This is a genomic window from Jiulongibacter sp. NS-SX5, assembly GCF_052828545.1.
The window spans coordinates 3217338-3239800 of sequence record NZ_CM128248.1 but is presented as its reverse complement, the minus strand read 5'-3'; the positions used below and the strand labels follow the sequence as shown (position 1 = coordinate 3239800).

At 40.2% G+C, this 22463-nt stretch carries 18 protein-coding genes; 6 read left to right on the top strand and 12 right to left on the bottom strand.

Annotation, left to right across the window (positions count from 1 at the left end; genetic code table 11):
• Nucleotides 1-8: 8 nt before the first annotated feature.
• The 5 genes from ACUXV0_RS14285 to ACUXV0_RS14265 all read left to right on the top strand — a co-directional run bounded on the left by ACUXV0_RS14285 (nucleotide 9) and on the right by ACUXV0_RS14265 (nucleotide 4548).
• A complete protein-coding gene (locus tag ACUXV0_RS14285; RefSeq protein WP_446190240.1) occupies nucleotides 9-1013 on the top strand; it encodes a glycosyltransferase in 1005 nt (334 codons plus the stop codon).
• 4 nt (nucleotides 1014-1017) lie between these two features.
• Nucleotides 1018-1305 (top strand): YciI family protein, encoded by a 288-nt coding sequence (locus ACUXV0_RS14280; protein WP_446190239.1) that lies wholly within the window; start codon nucleotides 1018-1020, stop codon nucleotides 1303-1305.
• Between the two features lie 3 nt (nucleotides 1306-1308).
• Entirely contained in the window at nucleotides 1309-2337 is a 1029-nt protein-coding gene (gene ribD, locus ACUXV0_RS14275) for a bifunctional diaminohydroxyphosphoribosylaminopyrimidine deaminase/5-amino-6-(5-phosphoribosylamino)uracil reductase RibD (RefSeq protein WP_446190238.1), read from the top strand.
• Between the two features lie 106 nt (nucleotides 2338-2443).
• Nucleotides 2444-3010: an RNA polymerase sigma factor gene (locus tag ACUXV0_RS14270; protein WP_446190237.1), complete on the top strand. Its 567-nt coding sequence runs from the start codon at nucleotides 2444-2446 to the stop codon at nucleotides 3008-3010.
• A complete protein-coding gene (locus tag ACUXV0_RS14265; protein ID WP_446190236.1) occupies nucleotides 3010-4548 on the top strand; it encodes a hypothetical protein in 1539 nt (512 codons plus the stop codon). The genes ACUXV0_RS14270 and ACUXV0_RS14265 overlap by 1 nt, the downstream gene beginning before the upstream one ends.
• A gap of 111 nt (nucleotides 4549-4659) precedes the next feature.
• Here the strand turns inward: ACUXV0_RS14265 and ACUXV0_RS14260 are convergent, their stop codons facing one another.
• From ACUXV0_RS14260 to sppA, 12 genes are all read right to left on the bottom strand, one after another.
• A complete protein-coding gene (locus ACUXV0_RS14260) occupies nucleotides 4660-6363 on the bottom strand; it encodes an AMP-binding protein (protein ID WP_446190235.1) in 1704 nt (567 codons plus the stop codon).
• A 69-nt stretch (nucleotides 6364-6432) separates the two neighbouring features.
• On the bottom strand, nucleotides 6433-7023 hold the full coding sequence (locus ACUXV0_RS14255) for a hypothetical protein (protein ID WP_446190234.1): 591 nt from the start codon (nucleotides 7021-7023) through the stop codon (nucleotides 6433-6435).
• Nucleotides 7024-7154: 131 nt separating this feature from the next.
• Nucleotides 7155-9110, bottom strand: a complete 1956-nt coding sequence (gyrB, locus tag ACUXV0_RS14250) for a DNA topoisomerase (ATP-hydrolyzing) subunit B (RefSeq protein WP_446190233.1) — start codon at nucleotides 9108-9110, stop codon at nucleotides 7155-7157.
• Nucleotides 9111-9419: 309 nt separating this feature from the next.
• Nucleotides 9420-14303 (bottom strand): beta strand repeat-containing protein, encoded by a 4884-nt coding sequence (locus ACUXV0_RS14245; protein ID WP_446190232.1) that lies wholly within the window; start codon nucleotides 14301-14303, stop codon nucleotides 9420-9422.
• An 18-nt stretch (nucleotides 14304-14321) separates the two neighbouring features.
• Entirely contained in the window at nucleotides 14322-14699 is a 378-nt protein-coding gene (locus ACUXV0_RS14240; RefSeq protein ID WP_446190231.1) for a DUF6916 family protein, read from the bottom strand.
• Nucleotides 14700-14730: 31 nt separating this feature from the next.
• A complete protein-coding gene (locus ACUXV0_RS14235) occupies nucleotides 14731-15000 on the bottom strand; it encodes a DUF6916 family protein (protein ID WP_446190230.1) in 270 nt (89 codons plus the stop codon).
• A gap of 12 nt (nucleotides 15001-15012) precedes the next feature.
• A complete protein-coding gene (locus ACUXV0_RS14230; protein ID WP_446190229.1) occupies nucleotides 15013-15483 on the bottom strand; it encodes a GNAT family N-acetyltransferase in 471 nt (156 codons plus the stop codon).
• Nucleotides 15483-16004, bottom strand: coding sequence for a phage tail protein (locus tag ACUXV0_RS14225; protein WP_446190228.1), 522 nt, complete (start codon nucleotides 16002-16004; stop codon nucleotides 15483-15485). The genes ACUXV0_RS14230 and ACUXV0_RS14225 overlap by 1 nt, the downstream gene beginning before the upstream one ends.
• Before the next feature lie 11 nt (nucleotides 16005-16015).
• On the bottom strand, nucleotides 16016-16540 hold the full coding sequence (locus ACUXV0_RS14220) for a phage tail protein (protein ID WP_446190227.1): 525 nt from the start codon (nucleotides 16538-16540) through the stop codon (nucleotides 16016-16018).
• 4 nt (nucleotides 16541-16544) lie between these two features.
• On the bottom strand, nucleotides 16545-17045 hold the full coding sequence (locus ACUXV0_RS14215) for a phage tail protein (protein ID WP_446190226.1): 501 nt from the start codon (nucleotides 17043-17045) through the stop codon (nucleotides 16545-16547).
• A gap of 11 nt (nucleotides 17046-17056) precedes the next feature.
• Nucleotides 17057-19945 carry an Ig-like domain-containing protein gene (locus ACUXV0_RS14210; protein WP_446190225.1) on the bottom strand — a complete coding sequence of 963 codons (2889 nt, stop codon included), beginning with the start codon at nucleotides 19943-19945 and terminating at the stop codon, nucleotides 17057-17059.
• Nucleotides 19946-20094: 149 nt separating this feature from the next.
• On the bottom strand, nucleotides 20095-21849 hold the full coding sequence (gene sppA / locus ACUXV0_RS14205) for a signal peptide peptidase SppA (protein ID WP_446190224.1): 1755 nt from the start codon (nucleotides 21847-21849) through the stop codon (nucleotides 20095-20097).
• A 123-nt stretch (nucleotides 21850-21972) separates the two neighbouring features.
• On the opposite strand from sppA, the gene ACUXV0_RS14200 reads away from it, so the two are divergent.
• Nucleotides 21973-22422, top strand: coding sequence for a regulatory protein RecX (locus ACUXV0_RS14200; RefSeq protein WP_446190223.1), 450 nt, complete (start codon nucleotides 21973-21975; stop codon nucleotides 22420-22422).
• Nucleotides 22423-22463 lie beyond the last annotated feature (41 nt).

Below are 22463 nucleotides of genomic sequence, written 5' to 3'. Positions count from 1 at the left end.
AAAATAAAATGCGAGGAATAAGCATACTCATTTGCTGCTATAATAGTGCCGATAAAATCGAGCTTACTCTTCGTCATCTACTAGCTCAAAATGTTGAACAATCTATTGATTGGGAAGTCATTCTTATCAATAATAACTCCACAGACAAAACGGCACAGATTGCTCATGAAACATGGAAAGGTTCCAGTATTCCATTCAAAATTATTGACGAACCCAGAGCTGGTCTAAGTCATGCCAGATTAGCCGGGGTAAATGCTGCCCGTTATGAACTCATTTCATTTGTAGACGACGACAATCTAGTACCTAACAATTGGATTTCTTACCAAAACCAAGTTTTTGAAAATAAAGAAGTTGGAGTATTGGGCTGTACCTCTATTGGGCATTTTGACTTCACCCCACCGGAATGGTACAAAAAGACAATTCATCAATTGGCCTTTGCCACAGGAGCTATTCATGAAGAGGGCTTTAAGGATATAACTGAAGATGCTTTGGTTTATGGAGCAGGAATGACACTTAGAAAAGAAATTTACCAGGCACTATTTGATAAAAACTGGCATCCTTTACTTACAGGTAGAATAGGCAATAAACAGGCAGGAGGAGAGGATTCAGAATTTACCCTTGCTGCCAGACTTTTAGGTTATAAGGTATTTTATTCAAATGAAATAAAAACGCGTCATAACATCTCTAAAGATCGTTTAAGCTGGGAAAGACTTCAAAAAGTCACTTCCGGATTTGGCTCAGCCGACGTATTCTTAACGGCTTACATCTATTTCTATCACCTTCAAAAAAGCAAGTTGGGTCTAGGCCAAAAGTTGAGAAAATTCTGGTGGTTCAATTACTTCGGCAAGAAACTATCGCTGTTTATATGGAGCATGAAAAAGTGGATTGGAAAAATCAGCGAGGAGGACTTTACGATTCTCGCTATCAGAATCAATTCCTACTGCGAAACGATCAAAAATGAACGATCTAAATTCAAAGAATCCTTTACATTCGTAAAAAGACTAACTCAATAAGACAATGCAATTTGTAGTAATAGCCAAAGACTTCACCGATGATCAAGCTTTATCAAGAAGACAAAATGCCAGAACTGAGCATCTCGAAAAAGCCAAAAGCATGAAAGAAAGTGGTAACTTGATAAAAGCGGCCGCATTCATCAATGATAAGGAAGAAATGATAGGCTCGGTGATGATTATGGATTTTGAAAACCGTGAATTACTCAATGAATGGTTAAAAAGTGAACCTTACGTGCTTCAAAAAGTTTGGGACACAATTGATGTGAGTCCTGTTAAAGTAGCTCCATTATAGGCTATGAATAAAATGTACATGCAACGTGCTCTGGAATTGGCCCAATTAGGCTCCGGAGAAGTAAGCCCCAATCCTATGGTAGGCTGTGTGATTGTACATAATGATAAAATTATAGGTGAAGGCTGGCATCAGAAGTATGGTGGTCCGCATGCAGAAGTGAACGCTATCAATTCAGTTAGTGATAAAACCTTACTTCCTGAATCTACAGTCTACGTCACTTTAGAACCCTGCTCTCATTTTGGTAAAACGCCACCTTGTGCCGACTTATTGATTAAGCATAATGTCAGGAAAGTGGTCATCTGCAATAGAGATCCTTTCCCAGAAGTAAATGGCAAGGGAATTCAGAAGCTAAAAGATGCCGGTATAAAAGTAAAGCTAGACTTTCTTACTGACGAAGGAGAAATCTTAAACAAACGATTTTTTCATTCTGTAAGAAAAAAAAGACCCTATGTCATTCTCAAATGGGCCGAAACCGCTGATGGATTCATAGCTGGAATTAATGGCCAGCCTGTTAAAATAAGTGGTCCTTTAAGCCAAATGCACAGTCATAAATGGAGGGCCGAAGAAGATGCCATTCTGGTAGGTGCTAATACCATCCTAAATGACTCCCCACGGCTTAATACGCGTCATTGGTCAGGCAAAAATCCAACTCGCGTGATCTTTGACCCAAATGGGAAAATCAAAGAAAAGATAAAACTCGGCGACTTTTCCTCTCCTACTATCGTATTTACTTCGGAGGAATTTTCTTCAGGTGAAAATCTGACCGTCTTTAAGATCAAAGAATCTGCAGACCCTGTTGATCTAATCTTAAAGGAATTGAACAAGCTAAATATTCGTTCGGTTATCGTAGAAGGAGGGGCCAGATTACACACTTTGTTTTTCAAAAGCCAGAAGTTTGAAGAAGTTCGAGTGTTTAAGAGTAAGCATTTAAAGCTTACTGAAGGTTTAACAGCCGCACAGGTTCCTCCCGGAGTTACCCTGACGAATCAGATAGACTGTATTGACGACCGTCTACAGATTTTTTCAGCGTAATTCCAACCATTTTAGTACATTAGGTGTCCTGATTAACGACCCTCTGAAGAGAACGGAATCTTAATCAGCCACATTCACTGATAAAGTTTCTAAGTCTTCAGTCTTAATGCCCGTTGAAAAGCAAATAATTGAAGCCTGTCTGGAAAATGACAGAGCTGCCCAAAAACAACTCTATGAGATGTTTTCAGGGAAATTGTTTGTGGTAGCATTAAGGTACATGCATGATAGGGAGAAGGCAAAAGATGTACTTCAAGACGCATTTGTAAAGATTTTCAGACATCTGGATTCTTTTCGTTTTGATAGCCCACTGGAGGCCTGGTTGAGAAAAATTGTGGTGAATACCGCATTGAAAGCTTTGAAAAAAAGCGGCAACCTTACCCAATCACTTGAAGGGGATTATATGATAGACGAGGATTTTCATTATAAAAATAAAGGTCAGGAAAACCTCTCTTATCAGCAGTTGCTGGAACTCATAGGTGAGTTACCGGATGGCTGCAGAACCATTTTTAACCTGTATGCTATTGAGGGCTTTAAACACCACGAAATAGCTAAGATGTTAGGAGTTTCTGAAGGTACCTCAAAGTCACAGTACTCCAGAGCGAAAATGCTGCTTCAAGAGAAGCTAATGATTGAACAAGAGAGGCTAAAGCCTCATAAAGAATATAAGTTTTAATGAAGAAATCTTTTGATAAACAATGGAAAGCTATCCTGCGGAATGCAGAAGAGCAGGCACCCATTGAGGTCTGGGAGAATATATCTCAAAGGCTTGACGAAGATGCTTCATTTGAAGAATCTCTAAGTTCAACACTTCTAAACGCTGAAGAGAAGCCAGAAGATGATGTTTGGGCAGCTATTAGTAACCGTTTGGATAAAGAGGAAGAAAGAAAACCTGTTTTCTTCGTCTGGTTCAACAAATACACGGCCTCAGGTATTGCAGCTCTTCTTCTAATGGTATTAGGGTTTTCGCTTTTCAATAAAAGTGACTTTCTGGATAACGGAGCCCAACAAAGTACCCGAATAGAAAGAAAAAGTGATTCAAGTACGTCTTCACAAACAGAGACCAACCAAAGAGCTTCTGAAAGTGAATCTCAAGAAAGGCTCATTCTGGCAGATCAATCATCTGAAAAAGGGGAACAGGTTAAAATTGAAAGGAAAAGTAAAATTGAGACAGTTAGTCTGTTGAGTTCTCAAAGCTTATCCATTCCGGATTACACTCCTTTAAGTACAGAATCAAGTAAAGTAATTGAACAACGGTCAAATGATAAAGGGTCATTTGATTCTAAAGTTCAAGAGATAACAACCGCACTTAATTTCATAGCGAGAAAAGAGTTTGATGAATTTGCGAATAGCTTTATTCTTCATCGCCCAAAACTACCTTACGAAACACCAGAAGAGTTTCAAGAAGACAATTCTTCATTTTTCAAAAAATCATGGTTTGGTTTGATCTCGGGTATTTCCCCTTTTGAACCTAACTTCAAAATCAACAATTTTGAAAGAGCCTTAGCTTCTGCTAATGATATCAGACCTACCAACAGTTTTGAATTCAATAATGTTGGTGAAACCACAAACCCGATTAAAAGGGAAACGTTTGCCATTCCTTTATCTCAGCCCTACAATAATATAAGAGCGGGAAATAGTATTAATCTGGGCTTAGACTACGGTAAGAGATTCGGCAAGCATCTCTCATGGCAAGGTGGTATTCGATTTAACTCAGGAAGATCTCTTTTAGAGAGTAATGTATATTCTTATAACGAGAAAACAGGTGATGTGAGAACATTCCTGGAGTCAAATTATATCAGAAACGATATCACCTCATTTGATAATACCATTGTCTCCACAAGTGGCCTTGTCAATAATGATTATAAGTATTTGATGGTTCCGCTTCAATTGGCTTACCATATGCCTTTAGGTGATAAAATGGAAATGGCTTTAAGTAGTGGTATTTCTACAGACTTTCTGGTCAATAATGTAATAGACAATACCCCAGAAGGGGGAAGCCTTCTTACGGCTCAGAATTCGGCATATAAGGTGATGAATTTGAGTGGGATTGGAAGCCTGAAAGTAAATTATATGATCGGAGAAAACTGGCAACTTTCAGTTGGGTCTAATGTGCAACAGACCTTAACCTCAGGAGTAGATAAGTTAGAAGGCTTTAGTTTCAGACCTCGCTACATAGGAATCAATACTGGCGTCAACTACCGCTTCAACTAAAAGAATTAAACAATAAACCTTAATATAAACTGTACAAAAAGAATACCCCGCGGAATATTTCTGCGGGGTATTTTCATTACATACAAGTCAATTGGCCGTGTAGGCCTATTCTTATTTAGCCTTTGCTTCTTCTTCCTCCTTTAGGGCTCTTCTTAAAATTTTACCAACATTGGTTTTAGGAAGTTCGTCTCTAAACTCAATGTGCTTAGGACATTTATAAGCCGTAAGATTCTCTTTGGCAAAAGCTCTAAGAGTATCTTCATCTAAATTCGGATCTTTCCTTACCACAAAAACCTTTACAGCTTCAGTAGATCTCTCATCTTTGACGCCAATACACGCTACCTCCAGTACTCCCGGATGGTCAACAATGACATCTTCGATTTCGTTAGGATAAACATTAAACCCTGAAACCAGAATCATGTCTTTTTTCCTATCAACGATTTTGAAATAACCGCTTTCAAGTTGCATTCCTATATCACCGGTTTTGAAATAAAGGTCACCATTATCATCTTTTGTGAATACCTTCTCGGTTTCTTCAGTTCTGTTATAGTATCCGCTCATTACTTGCGGGCCATTGGCACAGATTTCTCCCACTTCACCTACCTCAGCCCAGCTGCCATCATCTTTCAAAATTCTCATCATGGTAGATGGGAAAGGTATGCCGATAGTCCCGATCTGCTGGTTACCATCTACAGGATTACAAGACAATACGGGAGAGGTTTCTGAAAGGCCATAACCTTCCACAATTGGGCATCCTGTTAGTTTTTCCCAACCGTCAGCTACAAATTTCTGAAGTGCCATACCACCAGCAATGGTGATTTTCAACTTTGAAAAATCGAGAGCTTGAAAATCAGGATTATTAGCCAAAGCATTAAATAATGTATTCAAACCCGGGAATATGGTAACCGGATACTTCTTCAAGTCTTTGATTAAAGAAGGTTGGTCTCTCGGGTTGGCTATCATAATATTGTGAAAGCCTAGCTTCATTCCAGACAGAGCGTTTAAGGTTAACGCAAAAATGTGGTAGAAAGGCAAAGCTCCTAATATAGTAGGATCTTTAACCACACCAATTTTCGGCTTAAACCACTCCGAAATACCTTCTACATTAGCTATCAAATTCTTATGATCAAGCACTGCTCCTTTTGATACACCCGTGGTACCGCCGGTGTATTGAATGAAGGCCATATCTGTATTTTTAACTTCAGGCCTTTTGTAAGTTTTTGATGAACCAATTTTTAGAGCATCATTAAACATGACATGTCCAGGTAAACTGTAAGCAGGCACCATCTTTTTGACAGTTTTCACCACAAAGTTTACGATTTGCTTTTTAGGAAAACCAAGACGATCTCCTAATTGCGTCACCACCACATGTTTAATATCTGTATCAGCAATTACTTTATCCAGATTGTATGCAAAATTTGCTACGACCACGATAGCTTTGGCACCTGAGTCTTTAAACTGATGCTTCATTTCTCTTGGCGTATACAATGGATTGGTATTTACCACTACCAGGCCGGCTCTAATTAAGCCAAACAATGCAATTGGGTACTGCATACAGTTTGGCATTTGTAAAGCCACTCTATCTCCTTTCTGAAGCCCCAGCCCCTGCAGGTAAGCTGCAAAGTCTTTACTTAATTGATCTAACTCTGAGAAACTCATGGTTTTATCCATGAAAGTATATGCCTCAGATGCAGCATGCTCACTCAGCCCTTTTTCTACCAGATCTATCAGGCTCTTATATGCTTCAGGATTAACTTCGTGATTAACACCCTCGGGATATTTTTTTAGCCAGGGTCTTTTTTCGACTATCTCCATAGGTTTTTAGTTTGTATTTATTTTGGTAAAAATAGTCTTTTTTAGAGATAATCCTGCCTAATATGGAGTCTATTTTAGAAAAAACTGAACACCCAAATTCAGCCTTCCTGATATCGGTTTGGTACTTTTCATTGGCATTTCCAGGTTAAAGACCGGCCACTTAGCGGCATTGGTCAATGTGTATCCTAGTTCCAGTGCAATGTTCTTCTTTTTGCCCATAAAACCGGCTACTCCAAACCCCAGGCCAACATGTGGTAAAACTATAGCCTGACTTTGAGAAGGCTCCTGACCTGATGAACCTGTCTGGTTTCTGTATTTAACACCAAGCTCTGCATTGAAGAAAGGTTTGAATCTGGCTTTACCTAGATATTGCTTTGCAAATAAAGCTGTGGTCACTTCATAATTTCTGGATTTATGCCAGTAAGAAGCAGGATAATCTAAGCCGCTAAAATTGTATCCATTGGTATGAAATTGAGTATTTACGCCAAGCACAAGACCATTTGAAATTATTTTCCCGGCATTTAGTCCAATATTACCCTGAAAACCTTGGATCTGCCCCCAGCCACCACCACCAGTAACACCAAGATTGATGTCACCTTTGCTTTGAGCAAAGCTTATGAACGGGAACAAACAAATTAAAAGTAGGAAGATGTTTTTCATGAGTTCGATGTATTTAGTTTCACGAATCTCACCACACTTTTGCTTAAGTTTCCTTAAAGAATCTTAATAAAACAAAAAGCCCCTTCCAGAAGAACTGAAAAGAGCTTTCTCTTTAAATCGGCTAAGGTCAATTACACATCGACATTAGCGTATTTTGCGTTTTTCTCAATGAATTCTCTACGTGGAGCCACCTCATCTCCCATTAGCATAGAGAATAAGTGGTCTGCCTCGGCAGCAGATTCAATAGTTACTTGCTTCAGCGTTCTTCCATCAGGATCCATGGTTGTTTCCCATAGCTGTTCAGGGTTCATTTCACCAAGACCTTTGTATCGCTGTACGTTCACAGAGTCAAGTTTTCCATTACCCGCCAATCTTCTAACTGCCGCCTCACGCTGCTCTTCTGTCCAGCAATACTCCGATTTAGTGCCTTTTTTCACAAGATAGAAAGGAGGCTGTGCAATGTACAGATAACCCAACTCTATCAACTCTCTCATGAAACGGTAGAAGAACGTCAAGATCAAGGTACGAATGTGACTACCATCAATATCAGCATCAGTCATAATGATGATTTTATGATATCTCAACTTCTCAAGATCAAGAGCTTTTTCGTCTCCGTCTTTACCCATTCTGATACCCAGAGCAGTGATGATATTTTTGATTTCATCATTCTCATAGATTCTGTAGGTTTGAGCCTTTTCTACGTTCAGAATTTTACCTCTCAAAGGTAAAATAGCCTGAAAACCGCGATCTCTACCCTGTTTAGCAGATCCACCTGCAGAGTCACCCTCTACCAGATAGATTTCACACTCAGCCGGGTCAGAGTTGGCACAATCCGCCAGTTTACCAGGCAAACCAGTTCCTGTAAGAACATTCTTACGCTGAACCATTTCACGAGCCTTTCTGGCCGCTATTCTTGCCTTGGCAGCAATCACCACTTTATCAATGATAGATCTGGCTTCTTTAGGGTTTTCCTCAAGATAGGTCTCAAGCATTTCCTGCACACAGCCACTCACTGCAGAAGTAACCTCTGAGTTACCCAACTTGGTCTTTGTCTGACCTTCAAACTGAGGCTCGGCGACTTTAACAGAAATAACAGCTGTTAATCCTTCTCTAAAATCATCACCTGAGATTTCTACTTTTTCTTTGGCAAGAATTCCAGACTTGTCAGCATAAGACTTCAAAGTTCTGGTTAACGCCATTCTAAACCCAGAAACGTGTGTTCCGCCTTCGTGGGTGTTGATATTATTAACGAATGAAGAAACATTCTCAGCGAAAGATGTATTGTAGATCATAGATACCTCTACAGGCACACCGTCTTTCTCACCTTCCATATGCATAGGAGCCGGGATAAGACGTTCTCTGCTTTGATCGATGTACTCTACAAACTCTGTAAGTCCTCCTTCAGAAAGGAAAGTATCAGAAACCGGATTCCCTTCCTCGTCGTTATTTCTCTTGTCAGTTAAGACAAGTCTAATTCCTTTATTCAGATATGAAAGCTCTCTTAGTCTATTAGCTACAGTTTCATACTTATATTCGGTGGTAGTAAAAATGCTGGCGTCAGGCTTAAAGGTCACGATCGTACCTCTGTAATCTGTAGTACCAACTTCTCTTACGGCGTATTGCGGTTTACCAATGGCGTATTCCTGCTCAAAGATTTTACCTTCTCTATGAACTTCAGCTCTCAAATGGGTTGACAATGCATTCACACAAGACACACCTACACCGTGAAGACCACCGGAAACTTTATAGGTATCCTTGTCAAACTTACCACCAGCATGAAGTACAGTCATTACAACCTCAAGAGCAGACTTTTTCTCCTTACTGTGCATGGCGGTAGGAATACCCCTACCATTATCCTTTACAGTAATGGAATTATCTTCATTAATGGTCACATAGATGGTGTCACAGTGACCGGCAAGAGCCTCATCAATGGAGTTATCTACAACCTCCCAGATGAGGTGGTGTAAACCTTTGGCTCCTACATCGCCAATATACATGGCAGGTCTTTTCCTAACAGCCTCTAATCCTTCTAGAACTTGAATATTATTGGCACCGTAGTCTTTTTTCTGTTGTGATTCGTCAGACATAAACGACAAAGGGTTTTGTAGTATAATTTGGTTTTGTTTCACAAAAGCCGAGTGAAGCCATATTAAGCTCCTAGCTTTTATTTTAATATGTAAAAATACGGATTTTTTCGGTTAGAACCCAAGACTAACAGGCCATTAGAGCATGTTTTATCCACAATAGAGCCCATAAAAAGAAAGCCGACAGGTATTTTCTGTCAGCTTTCAAAATAAATGCTTTAAAGAGGCCTAATTACGCCTTTCTAACTACTCCCAAATTACCTCATACGGTAATCTTGCCTGGTAGCGGTCGGCGTTTCACAACATGATTTTTTAAGGACATGGATTCTCTATTTTAGCCTCGAAAACAGAAGATGAGTTCACTACAAAACCTGGGGTTAATTCGATAAATTTAGATGCTCTATATTTTGTGTTTGATAGAGATCCAGTGATCTTATTCCCCCCCTTAATTGCCCCTTTAGCTAGTCGTTCAACACTTTGATTATTGATATCATCATTAGGAGATATTAAAGTAAGATCATTGCCTATGATTTGAAGGGTAGTCATACTTATCTCTGAAGACACGACCGGTTCTGTTGATGTAATCATAATCTTATAGTTGGCTCCTGATGGAATATACTCAGGAATTTGGCAATTAATTGAACCAACGGAACTTCCTGAACCAATAAGAGTTCTATTCATAAATTGCCCGTCAGCATTAGACAAGTAAACCTGAAACAGGTTTGAGGCACCAAACTTCTGAAATGACGTCTCGGTAGCTGTTGCTGAAACAGTCAAATTACTTCCTGAACATATTTGAGAACTACTTAGGTTAATATTATTAATCTCTCTGCCATACCAAACTACATCAAACGGTATAACATTAGGCCCAACTAAAACACTACCTGTTGCATTATCCATACTGTAACCCCTTCCGATCAAAGTGTAGTGGTTAGGTATTAAGATATCTCCAGTACTCACATTCATATTTTCATGAAGATTAAACGGCATTTCGTTATCAACATAATACTGAAGGTTAGATGTACCTGAGAGTTGCAACTTGACACTTTCTACCAAAGGTGCTTCACAGGCTGAAAATGCAACAACCGACATTGGTCGGCTAGTATTGGCCTGTACCTGCAAATTTGAAACCAGGGGTGCAATAATCTCGGGATTACTACCACCATAGACTAAATAGTAATTTAAGTTTTGCGAAGAACAAGAAACTAAAACTTCTGTTGTTAATGTCGCTTGACAATTCTCAGCAGAACTTATCAAAACCGAATAAATGCCTGATTTACTGGAGCTCAAGTCAGGAATAGAAGGGTTTTGCAAAGTACTGAAAAAACCATTTGGTCCAGACCAAGTGTATGACACTCCTCCTGTGGCATTTAGATGGGCTATTTGACCTTCTTCATAAGGGCCTGTATTTGAAACGGTAGGTACAAAAATGGGATCAGAAAGGACAATATCGGTCCCGGAATAACTACCCTGACAGCCATTCGCTGTTACCGAAAATGCCGAATAGCTCCCTGCTCCTAAGCTCGTCAACTCAAATGCATTGCTGCTCACTGTGACGCTTTGGCTCGTGGCTGTTGTTCCTTTTGTGAAATTTAAGGTATACGTTCCATCAGCAAGATTTGTACTCGTGAAGGCTATTTTACCATCTGTTCCTAAACAGATGCTTGGGTCCGTTAAGGTACCAGCTGTTAACGTTGAAGTCGGTGGGTCACTTAAGGTCTGAGCCGTAGCTAGACTACCCTGACAGCCATTCGCTGTTACCGAAAATACCGAATAGCTCCCTGCTCCTAAGCTCGTCAACTCAAAGCCATTGCTGCTCACTGTGACACTTTGTCTTGTAGCTGTTGTTCCTTTTGTGAAATTTAAGATATATGTACCATCAGCAAGATTTGTACTCGAGAAGGCTATTTTACCATCTGTTCCCAAACAAGTACTTGGGTCCGTTAAGGTACCAACTGTTAATGTTGGAGTCGGTGGGTCACTTAAGGTCTGAGCCGTAGCTAAACTCCCCTGACAGCCATTCGCCGTTACCGAAAATGCTGAATAGCTCCCTGATCCTAAGCTCGTCAGCTCAAAGGCATTGCTGCTCACTGTGACGCTTTGGCTCGTGGCTGTGGTGCCTTTTGTGAAATTTAAGGTATATGTATCATCAGCAAGGTTTGTACTCGTGAAGGCTATTTTACCATCTGTTCCCAAACAGGTGCTTGGGTCCGTTAAGGTACCAGCTGTTAATGTTGGAGTCGGTGGGTCACTTAGTGTCTGAGCAGTAGCTAAACTACCTTGACAGCCATTCGCCGTTACCGAAAATGCTGAATAGCTCCCTGATCCTAAGCTCGTCAAATCAAAGGCATTGCTACTCACTGTGACGCTTTGGCTCGTGGCTGTGGTGCCTTTTGTGAAATTTAAGGTATATGTATCATCAGCAAGGTTTGTACTCGTGAAGGCTATTTTACCATCTGTTCCCAAACAGGTGCTTGGGTCCGTTAAGGTACCAGCTGTTAATGTTGGAGTCGGTGGGTCACTTAGTGTCTGAGCAGTAGCTAAACTACCTTGACAGCCATTCGCCGTTACCGAAAATGCTGAATAGCTCCCTGATCCTAAGCTCGTCAGCTCAAAGGCATTGCTGCTCACTGTGACGCTTTGGCTCGTGGCTGTGGTGCCTTTTGTGAAATTTAAGGTATATGTATCATCAGCAAGGTTTGTACTCGTGAAGGCTATTTTACCATCTGTTCCCAAACAGGTGCTTGGGTCCGTTAAGGTACCAGCTGTTAATGTTGGAGTCGGTGGGTCACTTAGTGTCTGAGCAGTAGCTAAACTACCTTGACAGCCATTCGCCGTTACCGAAAATGCTGAATAGCTCCCTGATCCTAAGCTCGTCAAATCAAAGGCATTGCTACTCACTGTGACGCTTTGGCTTGTAGCTGTGGTGCCTTTTGTGAAATTTAAGGTATACGTACCATCAGCAAGGTTTGTACTCGTGAAGGCTATTTTACCATCTGTTCCCAAACAGGTGCTTGGGTCCGTTAAGGTACCAGCTGTTAATGTTGGAGTCGGTGGGTCACTTAGTGTCTGAGCAGTAGCTAAACTACCTTGACAGCCATTCGCCGTTACCGAAAATGCTGAATAGCTCCCTGATCCTAAGCTCGTCAGCTCAAAGGCATTGCTGCTCACTGTGACGCTTTGGCTCGTGGCTGTGGTGCCTTTTGTGAAATTTAAGGTATATGTATCATCAGCAAGGTTTGTACTCGTGAAGGCTATTTTACCATCTGTTCCCAAACAGGTGCTTGGGTCCGTTAAGGTACCAGCTGTTAATGTTGGAGTCGGTGGGTCACTTAGTGTCTGAGCAGTAGCTAAACTACCTTGACAGCCATTCGCCGTTACCGAAAATGCTGAATAGCTCCCTGATCCTAAGCTCGTCAAATCAAAGGCATTGCTACTCACTGTGACGCTTTGGCTTGTAGCTGTGGTGCCTTTTGTGAAATTTAAGGTATACGTACCATCAGCAAGGTTTGTACTCGTGAAGGCTATTTTACCATCTGTTCCCAAACAGGTGCTTGGGTCCGTTAAGGTACCAGCTGTTAATGTTGGAGTCGGTGGGTCACTTAGTGTCTGAGCAGTAGCTAAACTACCTTGACAGCCATTCGCCGTTACCGAAAATGCTGAATAGCTCCCTGATCCTAAGCTCGTCAGCTCAAAGGCATTGCTGCTCACTGTGACGCTTTGGCTCGTGGCTGTGGTGCCTTTTGTGAAATTTAAGGTATATGTATCATCAGCAAGGTTTGTACTCGTGAAGGCTATTTTACCATCTGTTCCCAAACAGGTGCTTGGGTCCGATAAGGTACCAGCTGTTAATGTTGGAGTCGGTGGGTCACTTAGTGTCTGAGCAGTAGCTAAACTACCTTGACAGCCATTCGCCGTTACCGAAAATGCTGAATAGCTCCCTGATCCTAAGCTCGTCAGCTCAAAGGCATTGCCGCTCACTGTGACGCTTTGGCTCGTGGCTGTGGTGCCTTTTGTGAAATTTAAGGTATATGTATCATCAGCAAGGTTTGTACTCGTGAAGGCTATTTTACCATCTGTTCCCAAACAGGTGCTTGGGTCCGTTAAGGTACCAGCTGTTAATGTTGGAGTCGGTGGGTCACTTAGTGTCTGAGCAGTAGCTAAACTACCTTGACAGCCATTCGCCGTTACCGAAAATGCTGAATAGCTCCCTGATCCTAAGCTCGTCAAATCAAAGGCATTGCTACTCACTGTGACGCTTTGGCTTGTAGCTGTGGTGCCTTTTGTGAAATTTAAGGTATACGTACCATCAGCAAGGTTTGTACTCGTGAAGGCTATTTTACCATCAGTTCCTAAACAGGTGCTTGGGTCCGTTAAGGTACCAGCTGTTAATGTTGGAGTCGGTGGGTCACTTAGTGTCTGAGCAGTAGCTAAACTACCTTGACAGCCATTCGCCGTTACCGAAAATGCTGAATAGCTCCCTGATCCTAAGCTCGTCAGCTCAAAGGCATTGCTGCTCACTGTGACGCTTTGGCTCGTGGCTGTGGTGCCTTTTGTGAAATTTAAGGTATATGTATCATCAGCAAGGTTTGTACTCGTGAAGGCTATTTTACCATCTGTTCCCAAACAGGTGCTTGGGTCCGTTAAGGTACCAGCTGTTAATGTTGGAGTCGGTGGGTCACTTAAGGTCTGAGTCCCTGAAATTTCTGATGTAATTCCTGAAATAGCAAAGTTTGAATAAGCTCCTGAAGAAAGACCAGTCAACTCTAATACTCCAGAGGCAACAGAAACCGTTCTCGTTAATGTACCACCTGAATTTTTTTGATAATTGAAACTATAATTCCCATCACTTACATTCGTGCTAAAAACTATTTTACCATCCGCACCTAAACAAGTGCTCGGGTTTGATTTAGAAGAATAGGCTAAAGTAAAAGGAGATAGAGCATCTGTTAAAGTTGCGTCGTTAGCAGCAACTGTGGCGGGATCATCTGAAAGAATAGGTCCAAACCCATTACCAGAAATTTTTAACTGACTTGATACAGTATTCTTTGTTGGAGGAAAAGTCGAAACACCTACATCATAAATAATTGTTAGCGTATCCCCATTTTGTAGATTACCCAAAGAAATGGGGAACTGTGCCACGCCGGAATAACATACTAAAAGCAGTAAAATGAAACAAAGTAAATTTTTTTTCATAATATTTAGTCTTCACTTTCAGTTAAACACAGCCTCTATTCTTTCAAGACCACCTTGGAATGTCTTTTTTTCCAGATAGACCTCTAAATACTTTCCATCAGGTAAGGTCACCGAATGTATTCCCTCTTGAATCGAAGGGTTATCTGTTTCAAAACTCAAAATGAATGGAGTTTTAAAACTGTTTTCTTTTCCTGTAAAAACGTCCTTTAGACGGATGGAAACTTCAGTTTTATTCACACTCAACTTAAATTCCTTACCTATTAAATTTTGGAATTTTGAATGCTTCAATTCGGCAAGTTCAACTATTGTTTTTTGATTGCCATATGACGAGTTGATTCCTAAAGTGATTGCTCCTGTGACTAGTCCGACTTGAGTAATAAATGTTCTTCTTTTCATGGTAGCTTTAGCTTTTTTGAGTGTTCTTCATTTAATTGAAAACCACCTCATATTTAACACCTTGCTCATCTTTTGAAACTGGAACAATGAAGAGATCTTCTGTATCTGAGCCATCAGGCCACTTGAAACTATAAATCCTTTGCTCCTTAACTTCTAAATAATTTATTGTCTGAAAGATTAAAGAGTGAGTTTTCCCATCCCCCAAACTTACAACTTCTCTAAGCCTGGCATCTTTTAAATCACCGTCAAAATCAATCTTGAAATCCTGATCTTTGTATTTCGTGAACCTTTCAATATTCATTTCTTTTCTATCTTAATCCTTAACCATAAACCAATAGACGCCTTTGTCTTCTTTTTCTTGAAAACCCAAGCTTTTGTATAAATCTAAGGCGGGGTTATTCTTCTCTACATGAATTGATACTGCTTTCCCCTTCTCAGCCGCACTACTCAATATTTTCTCGAGAATTCTTTTTCCAATCCCTTTTCGTCTCCAAGCAATTAAAAGTGCGATATCAATAATTCTGAACTCATTCTCATACTCTTTTAGATAAAGTCTTCCGATCGGGCCACCCTCTTTTCGAATGAGCCAAAATTTAGAACCTTTATAATTTTCAATGTAATACTTATGCTGTGCTAAAAACTGATGGTCTACAAACTCGTCTATTTGTCCATCGGTCCAAGTAGTTAACAGGTCCAACTCTCCTTGACGACTCTCCTTATAGATCTGTCTTAAAGTTGGCAAATCTTCATTCGTAATAACCTTAAACTCGAAACCATCTAACATTAACTTCTGGAAGGGTATGATCCTACTAAGGCTATTATAAAGTTTAGAGCTAAGAAGGGTTGCATATTATTATGACCCTGACCGCCGCCTAATTGCTCACCATCGTTTTCTACGTTCACAATGTTCGTATCAGAACTTGAGTAAATATTAGTATTGTTTTCTGTAGATGCCGGCACTCCATTCAAAGCCGAAACTGAGTTTCCCTTCACAGATGAAGCTGCTAAATCATGAGAATGAGACGGTATTTGACTAGTAGATAAGGTTACATTCTGTTCACCTCCCGTTTGCCCCAGCCTTCTACTGGTTAAACCTGGTCCTCTTCCAGGATGCATGGGTACCCTCCCTTGTAAATTAGGAAGTGCTGTAGTACTACGTCCGTCTCCCCCATACGTAATACCTATCAACGAGAACAAGGCTGTATTTTGAGAGATAGGCAACAATTGACCGTTACAAAAGGCCCATCCTCTGGGAGCAAAACTCCCTGCAAATATTCTAATTTCCGCTATAAATGGTTCTGCCATAGTTTATTACATTAATGTCTTGACGGGTAAATTCCGAATAATGCTACGATAAAGTTGATACACAAAAAAGGCATAAGATTCGAGTGACTTTGCGAACCTCCTGTATCTGCAATACCATCCATTTTTTCTAACGAATCACTTGAAGAGCCTTGGTTATAAAAAGCCGCTGTCTCAGCGTTAGAAGCTAAGACACCTCCTTCAGGAAATGGCCTGGTCGCTATATCTTCTGAGATTCGTACCGGATGCCGATGAGATGGTAACTGTTGTTCAGTCAATGTGACATTTTCTGAGCCACCTTTTGACCCTACGGTCCGAGGAGTAAGACCTGGTCCTGACCCGGCATGAATTGGTATTCTTCCACGCATATCCGGAAGACCGAAAGTAGTTCTGCCGTCTCCTCCATAAATTGTTCCAAACAAAGAAAACAGTGCATCATTTTGTGAAACGGCTAAAAGCTGACCATCACAAAATGCCCATCCTCTTGGGGCAAAATTGCCCGCAAACATTCTTATTTCTCCAACGTATGGTTCTGCCATAATTCTAATTTCTTGACGGAAATAAACCTTGTAATGCAATACAAAAATTCATAACAATAAAGGGCTGCATGTTATCATGTGCCTGACCTCCCCCAGTATTTGATGTAAAAACTGTAGCTAGACTATCCGTACCCTGGGGTTTGCGAAACCTTAATTGAGACGATTTAGCATATCGATTATTCACTGGATTTGTTGTATTTGCATCTCCTGAACTCACTTTCAGACCATGTTTATGTTCAGGCATCTCCCCAGGACTAAGAGTATGTGTTTCCTCCCCAGACTTTTGCCCTAAGGTAAAAGTACTTCCATTATGGAGTGGTGACCTACCTCTTAAGTCAGGTAAACCAAAACTTGTTCTACCATCTCCTCCGTAAGTGGTTCCTAAAAGACTGTAAAGAGATTGGTTCTGATTAATGGGCAAAATTTGACCATCACAGAATGCCCAACCTCGTGGTGCGAAATTGAACCCAACTATTCTTATTTCGGCTAAAAATGGTTCTGCCATACACCTAATTTTTATGGTAAAGTAGTACAAGTACTATTTGTATAATTTACAATATAATTACCTCCGTCTAAAACCTCCACCGCTTTTCCAGTATCCAATGAGGCCAAATAAGTCTCCACGTTTAATGCATTGGTTTCTGGAGAGCTCGGCAATCCCTCTAACGAAAAGGTAGAGTTATTGTATTGACCTATCATGTATTCCGGCACCAGGTTATTTGAATGGTTTATTTGATTTCCACTGAGATTTAAGCACAGCGTATTGGTCCCTGCAAGGCTGCCAGATTCGGCAATTAATACAGGTGATGGAAAGTTACTCTCCTGAATTTCAATAACATTATTAGAAACTGTAGCATTTATATTTCCGGTACCATTGCGGCTAGATAAGTGTATACCCGCATTGGTTGTAGTCGCTGGTAAACCTCCAGACCCAATTGTATTTCCATCTATGACGATTGTTCCCGTACCGATACCCTCGGTTCTGGTGTTTATACCTATTCCCTGTGTTCCCGGGAGTAATTGATTATTGATGATCGACCCCGAATAATTACCATTAACGCCGAGCACACTTATCGCATTTCCTTCTGAACACGCCCCATTATTCCTATCAACGGTAAAGGCAAGAGTGCCTGAAGAGGAAGAACCAAGTAATATCCCACCCCTCTGTTCATAAGTAGCTGTGATGCCAGAATTAAAAGAATTCTGTGTAGCATTCACATTCAATATTCCTGAATTTATAACCTGGGCATTTAGCCCCATGCCATAGTTATCATTTATTGTATTACCAGTTAAAGTTAGTGTAGCATTGGAACCTGTTCCTGCCTCAAAGTACACACCGTTAGATCCATTAACTGCTTGTAAATTGTTTATGATTGAATTTGTAATTGAAAGAGACTGACCAGAAGAACTAGTATTTAGAACGATATTGATATTATTCTCTCTGGAATTACTTATTTGACAGTTTGATATTTCAGCGTTTGACGAAGAACTAAAGTTTAAAATGTCTATCCCGTGTTCGTCTAATCCATCACCATTATTCTCTACACTTAGTCCTTTGAAGCTAAATCCTTGAAGACTTTCTCCATAAATACCACTTTTTGAGGAACCCGAAACATTCAAACTCGAAAGATCTACGGCAACTACATTAATAAGTTTGACACCCTCATTCTGAGAATTCTGAATCGAACCTCCACTTCCATTTCGAAGATTTGAACCATCACCTATCAATCTAAAATAACCGGTGGTAGTGCTTAAGTATATTCCTTCAGCAGCACCATTAGATGAGACTGCTTCTAACTGAATTCCAAGGTTAGTATTATCGATTTTGACTGCACCTCCTGTTGTAGAAGTAATACTGCCTTTTGACATATTGAAATTCCCTGAATTTGAAACTTCTAAGCCAACGTAAGAGGATGTTGTATTTACAGTTAATGCTGCTGCTTGAGCAAAACCCACCGTGCCGTTAAGGTTCGCAATAGAACTTATACCAATATCAGCAAGCCCATTAAGCGTAATTGATGGATTATTAAAGTTGATATTGGTGAGACTATTGTTTGTAATTTTTATTCCCTTCGCTGTTGAAGAAATATTTCCCGTATTAAAAGTGAAAGTACAATTGCTATTCTGATCAATCTCAATAAAGCTTGTAGCAGAACTGGCAGAAATAGCACCAGGGAATGTGAAATTTAAACCAGAATTAGAAGACAGATTTACTGACTTTGAATTCCCGCTTATTGAATTAGAACCACTAGCCGCTACAGTAAAAGAACCTGAGCATTGAGTTAAGTTTATACCATCACTTCCACCGGAGCATATGAATCTATTAAAGCTTAGGTTCATCATACTACTACTTCCGTGAGTTATAGACAAGCCTCCACCTGCAGCATTGTTAACCTCAACTGAAGAAACCTTCAAGGCCCCAACGTTTAATGTTGAGCTCTTAATTGCTACTCCTGAACAATTACCGACTGTTAATCCTCTAATTATGTTATCGCTATTAAGAATTAAGCCGTCAGTAGTGCTATTCAAAATTGGGTTTGAACCTTGAGAAGGAATATTTTCAGAATAAGAAGGAGCTAACAATCCAAATTCAGTCAGATTTAACGCTACCCCCTGCCCGATTAGCTTTTGACTGCCTTCTAAAGTAAATGCACTTACAGTATAATTTCCTGAATAGAGATAGATGATATCATTATTGCCATCAGGGTCTGATCCTCCATTTAATGGATTTAAAGTCTTAAAAGGGGCATATAAGCTGCCGTCTCCATTTGTATCATCACCATTTGTGGCATCTACAAACCACACCACCGGACTCCCGACACCTCCTACAGTTATAGAAACCTTAGCTCTAACATTAGGTGTTAGTGAGTCTCCATCCGATATTTCATAGTAAAATGAGTCCGTACCGTTATAGCCTGCAGCTGGATGATATTCAAAAGACCCGTTACTCTCAATTTTTGCTAAACCGGAGAATGCCGTCTGAAAAAAAGCAGATGTATCTTTATCCACTGAAAACGAAGAGCCCACCTTTACAATTTTTATGGGCTTTGACTTCGCGTCAATATCTGCATCGTTAGCTAATAACCCTGTGGTGGCAATTATCTCAATCCCGATATTAGAGAGTGACTGATAATTATCTGGTCTTGCAAGTGGCCCGATATGAACTGAATTAGGATCCACTCCAAGTTCAGAGTCTAAAGCTTCAATATCGAGTGAGGTATTATCGGCAGAACCATTAACTATAACTTTGACTTTATAGCGGATACTATCTCCCGGATTTGCCTTAGCATCATTAAACTGATCTTTGGTTAAACTATCCGTTTGCTGAATAATTACCTGACAGTAAACCTTTGACGACAAAGCAAGGGCTAAAAAGGCCAGAATTATTAGTGGTTTTGTTTTCAAGTTTTGCAGGGCTAATTGCCCCGAAGGTAATTATTTTTTCCTTAGCCCCTTTAATTTTATCGATCGGCATGACCACAACTCGCATATTCTTCAATAAAAAATGTGCTCAAAATGAGCACATTTTTTAAAACTTTCATTTCAACATCTAACTACTCCCAAATTACCTCATATGGTAATCTTGCCTGGTAGCGGTCGGCGTTTAAAAGAGCATTGAATTCTGTAAGGTAAGGGGCCAATGCACCTAGCTTTTTATTGAGGCTCAATTGGCTCTGTTCTGAGATTTTTTCAACGATCATTTCAAATTCTGATTTAGCCTTTGGGTAATAACGAACCTGATAATCATCGGCTATTCCTACATTTTCTGCTGCTAATTCAATAGCATCTTCAAGACTACCCAAAACATCTACCAAACCGTTTTCTTTGGCCTGTAGTCCCGTCCAAACTCTACCACCAGCTAGCGACTTCAAATGATCCAGTTCCATATTTCGTCCTTTCGCGGCCTTACTGGTAAACCTTTCGTACCCTTGATTTACCATTCGCTGGATCATGTTTTTCTCTGCTGCCGGCATGTCACTTACTAATGAAGGGAAGTCAGAATGTTCGTGAGATTCTACTCCATCAAAGGTGATTCCAAGCTTATTGTTCATCAGCTCCTGGGCATTGAAGAGCATCCCGAATATACCTATCGAACCTGTCACTGTAGTTGGGTTAGCTACTATTGTATCACAAGGCATTGCCATATAATACCCTCCTGAAGCCGCGTAATCTCCCATACTGGCATATACAGGTTTCTTTTCTTTGGCTAGTTCTATTTCTCTCCACATCACATCAGAAGCTAAAGCAGAACCTCCACCGGAATTGATCCTCAAGACAATAGCTTTCACTTTTTTATCTTTTGCTGCTTTACGCAATTCTTTGATCCATGATTCAGATCCAATGGATTGAGAATCACCTTCACCACTATAAATGGTACCTTGACCTATAATTACTGCTACCCTATTATTTCTATCTCCACTTTCAACATATTTCTTAGCTTTTGCATAGCTCTTTAAAGATATCAGACTAATCTTAGCGTCTTCTTTCAGGTCTAGTTCTTCTCTCAAAGCAGCATCAAATTCATCCTCATATCCAATATCTGTAATTAACTTCTTATCTAATGCCGCTTCTGCAGACATCACATTTTCATTCAAAGTAGCCGTAATATCTTCAAAAGAAACACCTCTTGACTCTGCTACCTGTGCATAAATATGATCCGAAATGCTATTGACATATGAACTGATCTGCTCTTTGTTCTCTGCACTCATTTCTGTTCTTACATATGGCTCAATTGCACTTTTGTACTCCCCTACTCTAAAAATCACAGGCTCTACTCCTACTTTGTCAAATAGCCCCTTCATAAAAGTAATCTGGGCACTCAGGCCGTTGAACTCAATATCACCAACTTCCGGAAGAAAGATTCTATCTGCCACAGAATTGAGATATACAGCAGGCTCAGACATGATTTCGCTGTATGCGTAGATAAACTTCCCTGATTCTTTGAAATCTAATAAGGCGTTTCTTAATTCTTCAAGTGTACCAAAGCCAGCCGAAGGATAAGATGCATCAAGGTAAATTCCTTTGATATTCGGATCTAACTTTGCATTAGCAATAGCCGACTTCAAATCTATCAGCCCAACTTTACTACCTTGATTTTGAAAAACGGCTTCAAAGGGATCTTCTGTAGGTGCGTTTTCTACGATTTGCTGATTGAGACTTAATTTTAGAACTGAATTTTCTTTGACTTCAGTCACACCCTTTCCACTTGAGAGTGCAGAACCGATAGCTCCGAAAAGGAGCATGGAAAGAATAAAGAAGGTGAATAGGCCCACTACCGTGGCCAATACATATTTAAAAAACTGAAGCATATAATTAGTGCTGTTAAAGTATCTGAATTGTGAATGTAAAATTATTTAGAAATTTACGCGACACTTTTGCTTAATGATTAAAGGTAAGCTACTTCGTTTAAAAGGCGAATACGAGGGATCAAAATGGACAAACTAATACTGCTAAAAGCCTGCAACTACTGTGCATACCAGGAAAGAACGCATGATGAGGTACGCCAAAGAATGGCAGACTGGAAGGTTTATGGAGATGAGGCTGAGGAAATTATAGCCGAACTCATCACTGAGAACTTCCTGAATGAAGAACGCTTTGCCAAAACCTACGCCGGCAGCAAGTTTAGAGTCAAAAAATGGGGCAGAAACAAAATTCTTCAGGAACTGAAAAGGAGAAAACTTTCTGACTATTGCATCAAAAAAGGGATGGAAGAAATAGATGATGAAGAATATTTTCTGGTTTTGCAGGCATTACTTCACAAAAAGCTTCATAACCTAAGAACAGAGACCAATGAGTTTATCAGAAATAAAAAGGCCGCTGATTATGCCATGAGAAAGGGTTTTGAAGCCGGACTTATTTGGGACATTCTCAGAAATAAATAAAAAAAAGCCTCGGTCAGAAAATGACCGAGGCTTCCACTACA